Here is a 15186-nt window from a genome sequence, read left to right as displayed (position 1 = left end):
CCGGGTGTGCATGGCTGCTATCCCGGGCAGCGGCCAACAAGCGTTTGAATCCGGCCCGGCATTGCGGGTATCACCAAGGTCTTGGTTACCAAAGCATGAAGGGCGCGCCCGACGCCGCCCGCCGTTCCACAGCACGATAAGGCCCGCCCATGTCCAGCGATTCAAACGGCACCAACCCGCAAACTCTGAAAGGCAACTGGGGCTTTCCGACCCAGATGCTCTTCGGCCCCGGCCGCATCAGGAACCTGGGGCGTGCCTGCAGGGGCCTGGGCATGACGCGCCCGCTGCTGGTCACCGACCCCGGCCTCGCCGCCCTGCCCATGGTCACCGGCGCCCTGGCCGCCAACGAAGCCGAAGGCCTGCCGACCGGCCTGTTCTCTGCGGTGAAGCCCAATCCGGTGGGCCGGAACGTTGACGAGGGGGTCGCCGCCTACCGCGCCGGCGGGCACGACGGGGTGATCGCCTTCGGCGGCGGCTCGGCGCTGGACTGCGGCAAGGCCATTGCCCTCATGGCCGGACAGAGCCGGCCGCTGTTTGACTTCGAGGACAAAGGCGACAACTGGAAGCGGGTCGACCCGGCGGGCGTCGCCCCCATCGTCGCGGTGCCGACGACGGCGGGCACAGGGTCTGAGACCGGCCGCGCCTCGGTCATCCTCGACGAAGACACCCACATCAAGAAGATCATCTTCCATCCCAAGATGATGCCGGGCACCGTGGTTTCCGACCCGGAGCTGACTGTAGGCCTGCCGGCCCACATCACCGCCGCCACCGGCATGGACGCGCTGGCGCATTGCCTGGAGGCCTATTGCGCGCCGGGCTACCACCCGATGGCCGAGGGCATTGCGGTCGAAGGCATCCGCCTGGTGAAAGACTGGCTGCCCGCGGCGGTTCAGGACGGTTCCAATCTCGCGGCCCGCAGCCACATGCTGGCGGCCGCCTCCATGGGGTCCACAGCCTTCCAGAAAGGCCTCGGCGCGATCCATTCCCTCAGCCATCCCATCGGCGCGCTCTACGACACTCACCACGGCCTTACCAACGCCGTCGTCATGCCCTATGTGCTGGCCTTCAACCGTCCGGCCATCGAGGAGAAGATGACCCGCCTGGCCGCCTGGCTCGGCCTGCCGTCACCCTCCTTCGCCGCAGTGCAGGACTGGGTGCTCGCCCTGCGCGCGGAGCTCGGCATCCCCGAGCGGCTGGACGGCCTCGGCGTCGGCGAAGAACGCATCGAGGAAATCGCCGTCATGGCCGCCGAGGACCCCACCGCCCCCACCAACCCGGTGCCCGCCGGGGCGGCGGAGATGCGCCGGATGTTCGAAACCGCCCTGACCGGTCGACTCGCCTGATTCCACCCAGTTCGGCGGGGTAATTTTCTTTCGGGCGGGCGGCGGTCCCGCGCGTCATCATGAGCCTTTGCGGACGGCTTCTATCAGGATCGGTCTATTTTGCTTGGACCACTTTGTTCTTATTGAATACTTAAGCCTGACCCCTGACATTTGAGGCAAGACAAACAATCACCGCCTCAGGTGATGCGCCCGACGCGGCCACAGCGAATAGGGGTTTTCATGTCTGTTTTCGAGCATCACGAATTCGATGGCCACGAGCAGGTCGTCTTCTGTCACGACGCCGACAGCGGTCTGAAGGCGATCATCGCCGTCCACAACACCAACCGCGGCCCGGCGCTGGGCGGCTGCAGAATGTGGCCCTACGCCAGCGACGCCGAAGCGCTGACCGACGCGCTGAGGCTCTCGCGCGGCATGACCTACAAGTCGGCTCTGGCCGGCCTCGCCATGGGCGGCGGCAAGTCGGTGATCATCGGCGATCCGCGCAAGGACAAGTCCGAAGCCCTGTTCCGCGCCATGGGGCGCTTCGTCGCCAGCCTCGGCGGCCGCTACACCATCGCCGAGGACGTCGGCATCTCGGTCGCCGATGTCGATCTGATGGGCGAGGAAACCCAGTATGTCGGCGGCGCCACGAAAGGTGGCGTGGGCGACCCCTCCCCGGCGACCGCGTACGGTGTCTTCATGGGCATGAAGGCTGCGGCCGCGCATAAGCTGGGCCGCGACAGCCTGCGCGGCCTGCGCGTCGCGGTGCAGGGCGTCGGCCATGTCGGCTATTACCTCTGCCGCTATCTGGCCGAGGAAGGCGCGAATCTGATCGTTGCCGATATCGCGCAGGACTCCCTCGACCGCGCGGTCAAGGAGTTCGGTGCCGAGGTCGTCGCGCCGGAAGCGATTACCGCGGCCGAGGCGGAGATCTTCGCCCCCTGTGCGCTGGGCGCCGTGATCAACGACGAGACCCTGCCGCTGCTCCAGGCCAAGATCGTCGCCGGCTCTGCGAACAACCAGCTGGCCGAGGCCCGTCACGGAGAGGCGTTGCGACAGCGCGGCATCCTCTACGCGCCGGACTACGTGCTGAACGCCGGCGGCATCATCATCATCAGCCACGAGGGACCCGGCTACGACGAAGCCAAGGCTTTCGCCCACGTGGCCGAGATCAGGGACACCCTGGCGGAGATCTTCCGGCGTGCCGACGCCGCCGGTCTCGCCACCTCCGAAGCAGCCGACCGTCTCGCGGAGGAGCGCTTCCGCCGTACTGCTGCGAAAGCCAGACCCGACCGCTCCGCCGCGGCCTGACGCCCGGCCGAAGCACCGGCCCGGACAGAGCCCTCAGGCACGGCGGTCTCTGACCAGCGCCTGGAAACGGCCCACCAGTCCGCTGGCCGGCCCGGCCCTGCGCGCCAGCGCAAAGGGCAGGCTGGGCCTCGCCCCGGCAAGCGGGCGATAGCAGACGCCCGGACGGCGCAGCCGCGCCATGGGCTCGATCACCAGACCGACCCCTAATCCCGCTGAGACCAGGGCGACGACAGAGAGCGAGGTGCTCGCCTCCTCGCGAATGCGCGGAGCGAATCCGGCATCGCGGCAATGGGCAATCATCTGGTCGTAAATCGCCGGCCCGATCTCCCGCCGCACCATGATGAAGTCCTCCAATGCCAGATCCGCAAGGCGCAGCCGTTTGCGCGCCGCCAGTGCATGGTCTTTCGGCAGCACGGCAATGAAGGGCTCCGCGCGGAGCCGCTGTGACGTCAGCCCGGGATTGACCAGCGGCGGATGCAGGAAGCCGAGGTCGAGGTCACGCCGCAGCAGGGCCTCCTCTACATCGTGGGACAGCATCTCGAAGAGCTGCAGGCCAACCTCCGGGTGGCGGCGGCTGAACGCGCGAATCAGGTCGGGCGGATAACTGAAGAACGAGACCGGCGTATAGCCGATGCGCAGGGATCCGGTCGCGCCGGCGGCAATCGCCCGGGCCAGCTTCTCGGTCTCCGCCGCCTCCCGCAGCAACCGCCGGACCTGCGGCAGCAGCCGCGCGCCCTCCGGCGTCAGCGCAACGGCGCGCCGCGAGCGTTCGAAGAGCAGCAGACCCAAATCCCGCTCCAGCCTCTGCACGCGCGTGGTGAGGGCCGGCTGCGTCACATGCAGGCGCTCCGCCGCCGCATGGAAGTTCAGCGTCTCGCTCAAGACGACGAAAGACTGCAGGGCGCGAAGATCCATTGTGATCACTCTCAATTATCATGAGCGATTTCAGTTCTATTGGAATCTATCAAAGGCCGCTGCGATCTGAAAGCGATCCAGTCGGCGAACCGCGGCTACGCGCGCTTCAACGACTCAAAACCCTGAAGGAGCAGCAGTCCATGAAACGCAGGAGCTTTCTCGCCGCCGCCGGTGCCGGTGGAACTCTCGGAGCCGCCGCGGCGGGCTTTCCCGCCCCGGCCATCGCCAAGGGTCTTCGCGAATGGCGCATGGTGTCGCGCTGGCCGGCCAGCTTTCCCGACCAGTATGTCGCCGCCGAACGGCTCGCCCGCCGCATCGCGGCGATGAGCGACGGGCAGCTGCGCATCACGGTCCTGCCGCCGGACGCGCTGGGCGACTACAAGGACACCCTGGACCGGGTGCGCGGCGGCGAGGTGGCGATGGCGCGCAGCCTTTCCTACGACTGGCGCGAGGGCGGCTGGGCCTTCGACGTCTTCACCTTCGTCCCCCTGGGCATGACCGAATTCGAGCGTGCGGTCTGGCTGCAGAACTACGGCGGCCAGGCGCTGTGGGACGGCCTCTACGCCGACCTGGGGGTCAAGCCGCTGCTCTGCGGCAGCGTCGGCCCCCAGGCCTTCGGCTGGTTCGCCGAACCGATCGGCGGCCTGGACGACTTGCAGGGCCTGCGCTACCGCACCACCGGCATCACCGAGACGATCATGCAGCGCCTCGGCGCGGCCCCGGTGGTGCTGCCCGGTTCGGACATCGGCCCGGCGGTGGAGCGCGGCGAAATCGACGCGTTCGAACTGGTCGGGCCGGCGGTCGACAAGGCGTTCAACCTGCATCGCTTCCTGCCGGTTTACGTGTTCCCGTCCTTCCACCAGACCAGCGGCTCGATCGAACTGATCGTCAACAAGGCGCTCTGGGACGACCTGCCGCCTTCGCTGCAGCAGGTCGTCGCCGTTGCCGCCCAGGCGGAACAGGCGGCAAACCTCGCCGATGTCCATGCCAGCAACGCCCGCGCCCTGAGCGAACTGGTGGAGCAGGACGGCGTGACCCTGCAGACGCTGCCCGACGACGTGCTGACCGCCCTTGGCGAGATCACCGGCGCGGTCCTGCGCGAGACCCGCGAGGAAGCCGTGCCGGAACAGCGGCGCATCTTCGACCACTTCCTGGCCGCCCGGCGCAGCATCATGGCCTGGAGCGGCCTCACCGAAGCCCCCTTCATGGCGGCCCGGCAGCTGCCCTTCCGCTATGTCTGACGCGGTTCGCCGGCGGCCTTAGCGCGACAGCCCCTCCTGCAGGGACATGAGGGAGGCGTTGCCGCCGGCCGCCGTGGTGTCCACGGAAAGGGTCTTCTCGGTGGCGAAGCGGTGCAGGTAGCGCGGGCCGCCGGCCTTGGGGCCGGTGCCCGAGAGGCCCTGGCCGCCGAAGGGCTGCACGCCGACCACGGCGCCGATGATGTTGCGGTTCACGTAGGCGTTACCCACCGGCAGGCGCCGGGTGATCTGCTCCACCGTCGCGTCGATGCGGCTGTGCACGCCCAGGGTCAGGCCGTAGCCGGTCCCGGCGATGGCGTCGAGCACCCGGTCGAGGCGGTCGGCGCGGTAGCGCACGACGTGGAGGATGGGCCCGAAGACTTCCCGCTCCAGCACGGCGATGTCGTCGATCTCGTAGGCGGCGGGGGTTACGAAGCAGCCCTTCCCCGCTTCCGCCGGCATCGCGACCTCGTAAATCGTCCGGGCCTCCCTGGCCATGCGGGCCTTGTGGGCCTCCAGCACCGCCTTGGCCTCCTCGTCGATCACCGGGCCGACGTCGGTGGAGAGCAGGCCGGGGTCGCCCACCACCAGTTCCTCCATGGCGCCGGTCAGCATGGTCAGCATCCTGTCGGCCACGTCCTCCTGCAGGAAGAGGACGCGCAGGGCCGAGCAGCGCTGGCCCGCCGACTGGAAGGCCGAGGTCAGAACGTCCTCGGTCACCTGTTCCGGCAGGGCGGTGGAGTCCACCAGCATGGCGTTCTGCCCGCCGGTCTCGGCGATCAGCGGCACGATGGCCCCTTCGCGGGCCGCCAGCGCCTGGTTGATGATGCGCGCCGTCTCGGTGGAGCCGGTGAAGGCGACCCCGGCGATGCGCGGATCGCTCACCAGGGGGGCTGCCACCGTCGGGCCGTCGCCGGGCAGCAGGTGCAGCACGTCGCCGGGCACCCCGGCGCGGTGCAGGATGCGCACGGCTTCAGCCGCGACAAGGCCGGTCTGTTCCGCCGGCTTGGCGATCACCGCGTTGCCGGCGGCCAGCGCCGCCGAGACCTGGCCGGTGAAGATCGCCAGCGGGAAGTTCCAGGGGGAGATGCAGAGGAAGACGCCGCGCCCCTGCAGGGAGATCTCGTTGCGCTCCCCCGTCGGCCCGGGCAGCGCCAGGGGCCGGGAGAACTCCGCCGCGGCGCGGGCGCCGTAGTAGCGCAGGAAGTCGACAGCCTCGCGCACCTCCGCCACGCCGTCGGGCAGGGTCTTGCCCGCCTCGCGCCGGCAGAAGGCCATCAGCCGCGGCATCGCCGCTTCCATCATGTCGGCGGCCCGCGCCAGGCAGGCGGCGCGCTCCGCCGCCGGGGTGGCGTTCCAGGCAAAGGCGGCGCGCTGGGCGCGGGCGAGCGCCTGTTCGGCCTGCTCCGCCGTGGTCCAGGCGATCTCACCCACCGTCTCGCCGCGGTCCGCCGGGTTTGTAACGGGGCGGCGCTCCCCTGCCCTCTGCCCTGTCCTCTGCTCGACGCCGCCGACCAGCGGCCCGGCGCGCCACGATTCCTCCGCCGCGGTGTCCATGTCCCGCTGCAGGGCCGCCACGGCCAGGGGATCGTCGAGGTCGATGCCCGCCGCCGCCGCGCGTTCCTCCCCGAAGAGGTCGGCCGGCAGCGGAATGCTCGGGTGCGGAATCTGGGCGGCGGCGCGCAGCTTCGCCGCCGGGTCGGCGACGATGGCGTCCACCGGCAGCTTCTCGTCCTGGATGCGGTTGACGAAGGAGGAGTTGGCGCCGTTTTCCAGCAGCCGGCGCACGAGATAGGCCAGCAGGTCCTCGTGGCTGCCCACCGGCGCGTAGATGCGGCAGGGCCGGTTCAGCTTGTCAGGCCCGACCACCTGGTCGTAGAGCGCCTCGCCCATGCCGTGGAGGCGTTGGAACTCGTAGTCCTGCCTGTTGCCCGCCGCCTCCAGCACCCAGGCCAGGGAGTGGGCGTTGTGGGTGGCGAACTGCGGATAGAAGGCCTCCGGCTCCGCCAGCAGGCGCTTGGCGCAGGCGAGGTAGGAGAGATCGGTGGAGGCCTTGCGGGTGAAGACCGGATAGCCTTCGTGGCCCAGCTCCTGGGCGTGCTTCACCTCGCTGTCCCAGTAGGCGCCCTTGACCAGGCGCACCATGAGCCGCCGGTTGTGGCGCCGCGCCATGTCGGCCAGCCAGTCGAGCAGCGGCAGGCCGCGCTTCTGATAGGCCTGCACCGCCAGGCCGAAGCCGTCCCAGCCGGCGAGATCCGGATCGCCGGAGACCGCCTCGATGATGTCGAGGGAGAGGTCGAGGCGCTCCGACTCCTCCGCGTCCACCGTCAGGCCGACGTCGGCGGCCTTGGCGTCGAGGGCCAGCGCCTTCAGCTGCGGCACCAGTTCGCGCAGCGCCCGTTCGCGCTGGGCAAAGGCGTAGCGCGGATGCAGGGCGGAGAGCTTGATGGAGATGCCCGGCGCGTCGATGGGCCCTCTCCCCTCGGCGGCCTTGCCGATGGCGCCGATGGCCTCGGCATAGGCGCGGAAGTAGCGCCCGGCATCGGCCATGGTGTAGGCCGCCTCGCCGAGCATGTCGTAGGAGTAGCGGTAGCCCTTCTTCTCCTGGGCGCGGGCGCGCTCCAGCGCCTCTTCGATGCTGCGGCCCATGACGAACTGGCGCCCGAGGATGCGCATGGCCTGGGTGACGGCGCTGCGGATCACCGGCTCGCCGGACTTCTGCACCAGGCGGCGCAGGGTGCCGCCGAGGTCGCGGGCGTCGTGCTCGTCCAGCTTCACGACCCGGCCCGTCAGCATCAGCGCCCAGGTGGAGGCGTTGACGAAGAGGGATTCGCTCTGGCCCAGGTGGCCCTGCCAGTCGGCCTCGGCGATCTTGTCCTTGATCAGCTTGTCGACGGTGGCGGCATCCGGCACGCGCAGCAGCGCCTCGGCCAGGCACATGAGCACCACCCCCTCCTTGCTGGAGAGTTCGAACTCGTGGAGGAAGGCATCCAGCCCGCCCTGGCCGATCCGCGCCCCGCGCACCGCCGCCACCAGCCCCCGCGCCTGCTCGGCGATGCGGTCCTGCGCGTCGTGAGGCATGGCTGCGGCGTCCAGCAGCGCCTTCACCACGGCGGCCTCGTCGGTCCTCAGGTGTTCGCGGAGCCGCCGGCGCAGGGTCTCGGTTTGCGGGGCGGGATGACCGTTATCGACAACGACGGCAGGACGTTCCATGGCGCGGGCTTTCGGGCGTTTGTTGTTGGCCTTGGAGATGCCGGGAACTCAAGCCCGGCACTCGACTGTCCCGCCGTTTGGGTGCGGGGTCAAGGGAAGTGGGCACCAAGCACCTATCAGCGGGCGTTTGCCTTTGCAGGTCGGACCACCCTCCACCGAATAGGTGTCAACTCCAAAGCTCCTTTGTCGGCAAGTGCTGCTGGGTTGCGAACCTCTTCGATTTGTGGATTTGTACTCAAGCAGTCAGCCACAAGAAAAAGGCGATAGCGCTTTCCCAGCCTTTGGGCAGCGCCCCACTCGCCGCCGGTCAACTCAATGCTCGTGAACGCGGCTGCGTTGGTGCCTTTAACTTCGACCGCTATCGTTTGGCCATTGGCGTCGGTGTATTCGATATCCCAGCCAGGTGTCTCACCCTCATTCGCGACCCAACGGACCTCTGTAGCATTGAGATCCTCCATACGATCGGAGAGGTGACGGAACACAACCTCTTCCGCCCTGTCTCCAATGAGCTTCGCATTTCTGGAGTATCGTCTTGACGGTCCTCCAGAATTCGCCTTGGCATCCTTAGAACGTTTTTGGGGCAAAAGGAGTGATGGACGCACCACCTCTCTCGAAGTTCTTACATCACGAATGGGAGGCAAAATCGCTTTGGTCACACGCCTGGATTTGGCAAGCCTCGAAAGACCGGCCAAGCGGAGGATATGACGGTAGGCAGGTTCGGACAGTTCTCGAACTGCTACGCCCCAAAAGTTTCGCGGAATCCACTCGATGTGCTCACCACGGATTTTCGCAGGCACGGGAGTCCTGAACGGTACATAGTTCTCAATCTGACAAAACCACGCCCAGCTTCGCTTTGGTTCGCTCTCCGGAACTGAAGGGTCGCGCCAAACCTGACCGATCACTCCACAACCGAAATACTCCGGCGTACCACGTCGCCCATTCGCCCGCCGTGTACCTCGGTAGTAGACAAATGGCGTACCCCGCACCATGCGGTTCTTGTACTGGTTCGGAATGTGATACTGCTCGCCCGTGATGTCCTTCCAACGCTCATGCGCTTCGATTGCCGTGCGTTCGTTCTGTACAAGGACCAAAGGCATCTCAAGACCCCCTCAAATAGTCGCTCTCACGTAATAGCGGACAGAGCCTGTCTTTATGGTAGCCGCGTGATGATGTTGTGTGCCTTCATTCACTCGTAGCGCACAAAATCTTGAAACACCGGACCTCAAAAGTCAGAAGCGAAACTCGTCAGGTCAGGTGTTGGGCCACGGTAGCTGCGCCAACCTCCGAAGTGCCCCTATCCACTAGACCCACGGGCTCCAGTTGGAATCCATAGGATGAGATAGTCTTGCGCGCAGCACTGCTTTATCTATACTACCCTCAGTAGAATTCATGGCCAATCAGAATACTGAGTGAGCACAATGGCAGACCATCGCCTCTCATTTGCGAACTTCATCTGCAGGTTCGGTGAATCGGGAGAAATGCTGGATTACTTGGAAGAGATTGTTTTACCAGCGTTCACAGACGACACCATGGTGCGCACTTATGGTGAAACAACAGAATACTTTCTCTTGAACAGCAAATTGGAGATATTAGAGCAGAAAAAACAACTAGTCTTAGCGATTGCGGGGCAATTTGTTAAAGACACTTCACTTCGAAGAACTCAAATTTTTGAGGAAGGCAAAGGGCTGCGTCAAGACGAAGCAGAGATCCAATCGTCACCTTCCGCATTTTTTGTATTGATACTAAACAATCACAAACTTCTATACCTTCCAGAGACACCTCATGCACCCGACGTCAAAGCATTCTCCTCAACAATCGGAAGCTTTCTGCGAGCGAAGCATAAAAAGTACATAGATGAACTCTACCAGGCTGGAAAAGCGACTGCTGAAAAGATCTCCAAGAAGGCACTGCGAGAGGAGCACCCTAAACCATCTCTCGTCGTTGTACCCCTTGCGTCGCGATCAAGCATCGATGATTTTCTTCACCAATACAAAACGCTGAGGTTGGTTGAACTCACTCTGTTGCGGCCAAATCAAGAAATCCAGGGTGGAGAATGGTGGCAGCAACTGAGAGACAAGAACCACGCAATTGGAGCTGAGAAAACCAAGATTGTTCATCGCAACCCAAAGGGGCTGCAAGCTGATGAAGCCTCAAAAGAGATACACGACGCTGCGGCAGCGGGTAACCAAACAGTTAAGCTTGATGGCAAAGATCGTCAGGGAAACATTTTAAGGGGTAACAACGAGAGCTTCAGGTACTCGGTGCCAATCGAGACGCTTCCAGTTGATCGATCAAAGCGCATCAAACTGATCTACGAGAAATTCAAACGTCTCGTCCAAAGCAAAACGATCACCCTTGATGCTAGCTCCGCAAATGCTGACACAGTCCTTAGGCGGCTAAGGGATCTATTCGGAGACTGATGCAGTTTTGGACTGGAAATCTGATCTGTTTGATGAAAAGAGCCTTTGGGCCGTCTTTTGGCGGTCACCGGGGTTCAAAGATGCTCGATTCAACATGTGGGTCACTATCGTAGCATTTGCACTTCTAATTGGGTTCGTTTTCTGGGACAGAAGCCAAGATGGAACCTCTACAGCTTCATCATTCAATTACACAGATACGATCCGCTCATGGGCATCTCTGGGCTTCGGCTTTGCAGTAACAATTCTTGGATTCCTTCTAGCCGGGTTCACAATCTTTGCCACTATCACAAAGCCAGAACTGTTTGTCGCTCTTGCGAAGGAGACACACCCACGCTCTGGCCTATCGCTGTTGAAGTATGCTTTCTTCACTTTCCTAAACGTTTTCTCCCACTATCTATCGTTTCTGGCCCTCACTCTGGTGATTTTACTTCTCGGTGATAGGGGCGGACCGTTATCAGCAGTAGGCAACTGTTTGGCGAGTCAGTTCCCTGAAATCTTACATGCAATCAAACAAGGACTGTTTGTCCTTATTGGTGGCTGGTTCGCGGTATTGGTCCTTAAGCTCAAGTCAATCATCTGGAACATCTATCAAATAGTGCTTCTTAGCATCGCACATGCAGCAAAAGACGAGACCTGACAGCAAGACCTAGCACTAGTGTCCAGGCTACCCAATACGAACTCCTGGGCCGCCGCCGTTTTCGGGGATGAAGCGGATGCCGGCCGCCTCAAGCGTGGACTGGAGTTTCTTGAGGGTTGTCAGCCGGATGGCGAGGAGACCGTTGCCGGACTCAAGGCGCTTGATGGTGGGCACCGAAAGTCCGCTGCGCTCCGCCAATTCCCGTTGTGACCAAGCGAGCATGGCCCGCGCGCCACGAAGCTGTTGAGCCGTTGATAGCCCCATAGATAATAAAATGATCCCTTAGGGATTGATTCGAGACTATTAAGTCTATATAACTTTGATATCTTGATTCTACCTCCGGGCGCAATGGCCGCCGGAGACCCAGCGGCGCGAGGGGGTGTTGGCGCACCCGCCCCGCGCCTGACCGCAACCCGACTTTACTGGAGTCAGGTCATGGCTGTTTTCATCCCTATCACGGATTCGCCGCGCCTTCACGGCGGCGGCCCTGGCGCGAAGGCGTGGGGGGCGGCATGAGCGGGGCGCCGCCTGACATCGATCCGGGTTCGGGCGGAACCCCGGCGCCGATCCTCACCCCCGCGCAGTGCCGGGCGGCGCGCGCCCTGTTGTGGTGGAGCCAGGCGGAACTCGCCGCCCGCAGCGCGGTCAGCAGCGTCACCATCCGCAACTTCGAACGCGGCCGCAGCAGCCTGAGGGACGCCACCGCCCGGCTGCTGCGCCTGACCCTGGAGCGGGCGGGGGTCGCGCTGATTGACGCGGTGGGGGTTGATGGGGCGGGGATCGCCGAAAGACCGGAAGGTCGGGAGCCCAGCGGGCCCGGCGCGCGGCTGACCGGGGCCGAAACCTTCAGGACGTGAGGGGGGAACAGGGCCCCCTCACCCTCCCGCCCACTTTCTTTATCGGGGCGCGGGCCCCTCCCTCTCCCCACCGGGGCGAGGGAAACAATGAAGGGCGCCGAGCGACAGGGTCCCTCCACCGATGCTCCTGCTTGACCGGGGTCACCCCCACCCCATCCCTCCCCCATCAAAGGGGGAGGGGGAACAAGGGAGGGCTCGCCCCATGTCTTGTCCCTCTTCCCACCGTCTTGTCCCTCTCCCCACTTTTCGAACCCTCTCCCCCAATCTCTACTCAAGAAGCGGGAGAGGGTTGCGCAGGCTTGGCGAGCGCAGCGAGCTTAGCCGGAGCTGGGTGAGGGGGAACTGCGGTGGCGGCGAGCAGTGCTCTTCCTCGACCGGGGGTCACCCCCACAAGGCGTTCACCCCCACCCCATCCCTCCCCCATCAAGGGGGAGGGGGAACACAGGAGGCTTCGCCCCGCCGTCTTGTTCCTCTCCCCCTTCGAAACAAGAAGTTTGGGAGAGGGAACGACGGCGCGCGACGGTCCTGCTTACTGCAGCAGCTTCGCCACGGTGGCGGCGTCGGGCAGGCCGGTGACGGGGAGGGCCTCGCTTTGCTGGTAGGCCTCCAGCGCGCGGCGGGTGTTGCCGCCGTAGAGGCCGTCGACCACGCCGACCTGATAGCCGCGGTCCTTCAGCGCCTGCTGCACGCGGCGCACCTGCTCCTTGCTGACGGTCACCGCGTTGTCGCCGGCGGTGAGGTTCACCAGCTCCGGCTTCACCGTCTGGCGGCGGTCGTCCAGCAGGCGGGTCAGGCGGGAGGCCGCCGCCCAGAAGGGGCGCTGCGGCTCGGCCTCGCAGATCTGCGCCATCGCGTCGGCCAGCTGCTCGATGGGCGCGCCGGCGGAGATGTCGAAGGTCTCCGGCCGGAACTGGTTGTAGGCCGAGAGATAGCCGTTCAGCCAGCTGCGGTAGAAGAGATAGGTCTCGGTGTTGCCGGCCCTGTCTTCCAGGTAGGTCTGGCAGGTGAAGATGCCGAGCCCGCGCGAGGAGAACTCGCCGTTGCGGTCGGCCGCCTTGGCCGGACCCGCCCCGACAAGCGGGCCGCCTAAAAGCACGACCGCGGCAAGCAGGGCCGTCAGAACAAGACTCCCTAGAAGCGGCCCCAGAGCGGACACTCCGTCCCTGGGCATCCAGATCGCACGCATGGGCTCTCCCTCCTTCACTTTTCCATCCCTCGGCGCAATTCCTCGGCGCCATCCCCAGGCGCCATGCTTCCCGGCCCTGGCGGCCCGTGCCTTCCGGCGGCCCGCAGGACAGGCGCCATTAAAGCCCATCGGCGGGCGCGCCACCATTGCCCCTCACGGGGTATTCATTCGGTGTATGGGGGCCGGTGTATGGTTGGGGGCGGTGTTAGGGAGTGCTCAGGGGGCGAGCGGCGGGGCGTCGTCGCCGGGCCGGCCGAGCAGGAAGCGGTGGAAGGCGGCGGCCCGGTTCACCAGCGACTTTGGCCGGCCCGAGACCGAACCCTCGCGCACCGCCGCCAGGCTGTAGGCGCCCCAGAGGTCGCCGTCCAGGCGTTCCAGCACATGCAGGGAGACGAGGCCGCGGGGCTCGAAGACCGTCAGCAGGGTGAAGCGGATGGCCTCCAGGTTCACGATCTCCACCACCAGCCGGTCCGGCCCCGCCGCCAGCGCGCGCAGGCGGTAGAGGTTGGCGCCGCTGGAGCGGGTGTCGTTCTGGGCGAAGGTGAGCGCCCGGCCGGAGCGGACCTCCGCCGCCGTGAAGTCGGGCCTGGGCGTCTCTGCATGGGGTTGAGTGTCTTCCCGGCCCTGCCCTGCGGCCCCGTCCAGCGCCGTCGCCTCCTCCACCAGCACCCGCCAGTCCTGATCGGTCGTCGACCAGTAGAGCATCCCCACGGTCTCGGAGACCGCGCCGAAGCGTGCCGCGAGATCGTCGACGCTGCCGGCGTGACGGAAGCGGCCGGCCAGGGCCGCGACGGTGGTCAGCGGGCCGGTGAGATCGGCGCCGCAGAACCGCTCCCCGGGTTCGGTGTCCGGCAGGGTGACGTCCTGCCAGACCGCCACCGCCGGCGGCGCCCCGGCGGGCGCGTAGGCGGGAACGGGCGTCGTCCCCGCCGGGCAGGGCGCCCGGGGTGATGTTTGCGCCGCCGCAGACGCTACGCTGTTCTGGATCGGGTTGTGTTGCGCAGGCACCACAGCCGCCGCCGGAAACGGCAGGACGAGAAGGAGGATCAGCAGGTGGATCGCAGGGAGAACGCGCAAGCCCGTCGTTGTTTTGCAGAGTGGCATCGTCTTGCAGATTGGCATCGTCTTGCAAATTGGCGCCGCGGCGGCGCCGTCAAGGCCGTCCGCATGCGATGGTCTCCGGCCTTTGCCTCAAATCGATTGCACACCGGAGTAAGAGGGTCACGAACCCGTGATCCCGGACCACCTATCCACAGTCACATCGGCCGCCGGAATGCTACCCCAGGTCAGGGTTTTGCCTCTTTATCGCCCCAGAAGCGCCCAATGCCATAGGCATTGTTAAGCTAAGCAATGCTATGGCTTTCGGCATGACGGCAGCACCGCAGGACTTCAGTCTGCCGCCTGGCTGCGCCCCCAAAATCCGGGCGCTGCACGACTACTGGCGGTCCATCCACCCGGAGGCAGGGCTTCCCGGGCGCCAACACTTCGACCCCGTCGACGTGCCCGATCTGCTGCCCAACATCTGGATGGTGGACGTGACCCGCGAGCCCCTGCGCTTCCGCTTTCGCCTGGTGGGCACGGCGATCGTGAAGTTCACCGAGCGCGACGCCACCGGCCAGTGGCTGGATGCCGTCTATCCCGATTACTGGAACAGCGACGCCGCAGCCTATCACCGCGCCTGCGCGCTCGACGGCACCCCGGCCTACCGCAAGAGCCACGCCACCCCGCCGAGTGGAGGAAGCGAGGGCGATGTCGAGTCCCTCACCCTGCCGCTCGCCGGCAACGGCCGCGACGTCGACATCCTGCTGAACATGACCCTCTACCCGGAAGACCCGGTGATGGAGATGGAGCGCTAGGGATCGGGTGGACGGCGCTGAGAGCCGCTCCCCAAATGACAATCCCTCTCCCCTGGTTTCTGTTCCCTCTCCCCCGGTGGGAGAGGGTTGCGGAGCCTTAGCAAGGTCGAAGACCGTGCTTAGGCGAAGCTGGGTGAGGGGGAACCGCAGTGACGGCAACCGAACTCCCGGGGCCCGACAAATGCGAAGCAGCACCTCCGCCCCCTCACCCTCCCGCTTACGCGGGCCCCT

General features: G+C 65.4%; 13 protein-coding genes. 7 read left to right on the top strand and 6 right to left on the bottom strand.

Features of this window, described 5'->3' with window-relative positions; all coding sequences use genetic code 11:
* Positions 1–149: 149 nt before the first annotated feature.
* Together ACO06P_RS21205 and ACO06P_RS21200 are read left to right on the top strand one after the other, a co-directional pair.
* Positions 150–1343, top strand: a complete 1194-nt coding sequence (locus tag ACO06P_RS21205) for an iron-containing alcohol dehydrogenase (RefSeq protein ID WP_420347220.1) — start codon at positions 150–152, stop codon at positions 1341–1343.
* Positions 1344–1562: 219 nt separating this feature from the next.
* The gene (locus ACO06P_RS21200; protein ID WP_420347219.1) at positions 1563–2633 is read left to right on the top strand and encodes a Glu/Leu/Phe/Val dehydrogenase dimerization domain-containing protein; all 1071 of its coding nucleotides are present in this window, start codon (positions 1563–1565) and stop codon (positions 2631–2633) included.
* A 33-nt stretch (positions 2634–2666) separates the two neighbouring features.
* Here the strand turns inward: ACO06P_RS21200 and ACO06P_RS21195 are convergent, their stop codons facing one another.
* Positions 2667–3548 (bottom strand): LysR family transcriptional regulator, encoded by an 882-nt coding sequence (locus tag ACO06P_RS21195; RefSeq protein WP_420347218.1) that lies wholly within the window; start codon positions 3546–3548, stop codon positions 2667–2669.
* Between the two features lie 140 nt (positions 3549–3688).
* On the opposite strand from ACO06P_RS21195, the gene ACO06P_RS21190 reads away from it, so the two are divergent.
* A complete protein-coding gene (locus ACO06P_RS21190) occupies positions 3689–4789 on the top strand; it encodes a TRAP transporter substrate-binding protein (RefSeq protein ID WP_420347217.1) in 1101 nt (366 codons plus the stop codon).
* Positions 4790–4807: 18 nt separating this feature from the next.
* Here the strand turns inward: ACO06P_RS21190 and putA are convergent, their stop codons facing one another.
* Positions 4808–7999, bottom strand: coding sequence for a bifunctional proline dehydrogenase/L-glutamate gamma-semialdehyde dehydrogenase PutA (gene putA / locus ACO06P_RS21185; protein ID WP_420347216.1), 3192 nt, complete (start codon positions 7997–7999; stop codon positions 4808–4810).
* A 116-nt stretch (positions 8000–8115) separates the two neighbouring features.
* A complete protein-coding gene (locus ACO06P_RS21180; protein ID WP_420347215.1) occupies positions 8116–9096 on the bottom strand; it encodes a DUF3883 domain-containing protein in 981 nt (326 codons plus the stop codon).
* 321 nt (positions 9097–9417) lie between these two features.
* On the opposite strand from ACO06P_RS21180, the gene ACO06P_RS21175 reads away from it, so the two are divergent.
* Together ACO06P_RS21175 and ACO06P_RS21170 are read left to right on the top strand one after the other, a co-directional pair.
* Positions 9418–10419, top strand: coding sequence for a hypothetical protein (locus ACO06P_RS21175; RefSeq protein ID WP_420347214.1), 1002 nt, complete (start codon positions 9418–9420; stop codon positions 10417–10419).
* 7 nt (positions 10420–10426) lie between these two features.
* A complete protein-coding gene (locus ACO06P_RS21170) occupies positions 10427–11056 on the top strand; it encodes a hypothetical protein (RefSeq protein WP_420347213.1) in 630 nt (209 codons plus the stop codon).
* A 27-nt stretch (positions 11057–11083) separates the two neighbouring features.
* Here ACO06P_RS21170 and ACO06P_RS21165 read toward each other — a convergent pair whose 3' ends face one another.
* A complete protein-coding gene (locus ACO06P_RS21165; protein WP_421938150.1) occupies positions 11084–11278 on the bottom strand; it encodes a helix-turn-helix domain-containing protein in 195 nt (64 codons plus the stop codon).
* A 290-nt stretch (positions 11279–11568) separates the two neighbouring features.
* Between ACO06P_RS21165 and ACO06P_RS21160 the strand changes: the two genes are divergently transcribed.
* The gene (locus ACO06P_RS21160; RefSeq protein WP_420347211.1) at positions 11569–11913 is read left to right on the top strand and encodes a helix-turn-helix domain-containing protein; all 345 of its coding nucleotides are present in this window, start codon (positions 11569–11571) and stop codon (positions 11911–11913) included.
* A gap of 529 nt (positions 11914–12442) precedes the next feature.
* On the opposite strand, the gene ACO06P_RS21155 is transcribed toward ACO06P_RS21160, so the two are convergent.
* Positions 12443–13099 carry a peptidoglycan-binding protein gene (locus ACO06P_RS21155; protein WP_420347210.1) on the bottom strand — a complete coding sequence of 219 codons (657 nt, stop codon included), beginning with the start codon at positions 13097–13099 and terminating at the stop codon, positions 12443–12445.
* A gap of 216 nt (positions 13100–13315) precedes the next feature.
* On the bottom strand, positions 13316–14176 hold the full coding sequence (locus tag ACO06P_RS21150; RefSeq protein WP_420347209.1) for a DUF6675 family protein: 861 nt from the start codon (positions 14174–14176) through the stop codon (positions 13316–13318).
* A 290-nt stretch (positions 14177–14466) separates the two neighbouring features.
* Here ACO06P_RS21150 and ACO06P_RS21145 point away from each other — a divergent pair, with 290 nt between their 5' ends.
* On the top strand, positions 14467–14955 hold the full coding sequence (locus tag ACO06P_RS21145; RefSeq protein ID WP_420347208.1) for a PAS domain-containing protein: 489 nt from the start codon (positions 14467–14469) through the stop codon (positions 14953–14955).
* Positions 14956–15186: the final 231 nt, after the last annotated feature.

This window comes from Pelagibius sp., from assembly GCF_965227505.1.
Lineage (GTDB): Bacteria > Pseudomonadota > Alphaproteobacteria > Kiloniellales > Kiloniellaceae > Pelagibius.
Note: the sequence above shows the minus strand (reverse complement) of the source record. Positions and strands in the feature narration are given on the sequence as shown.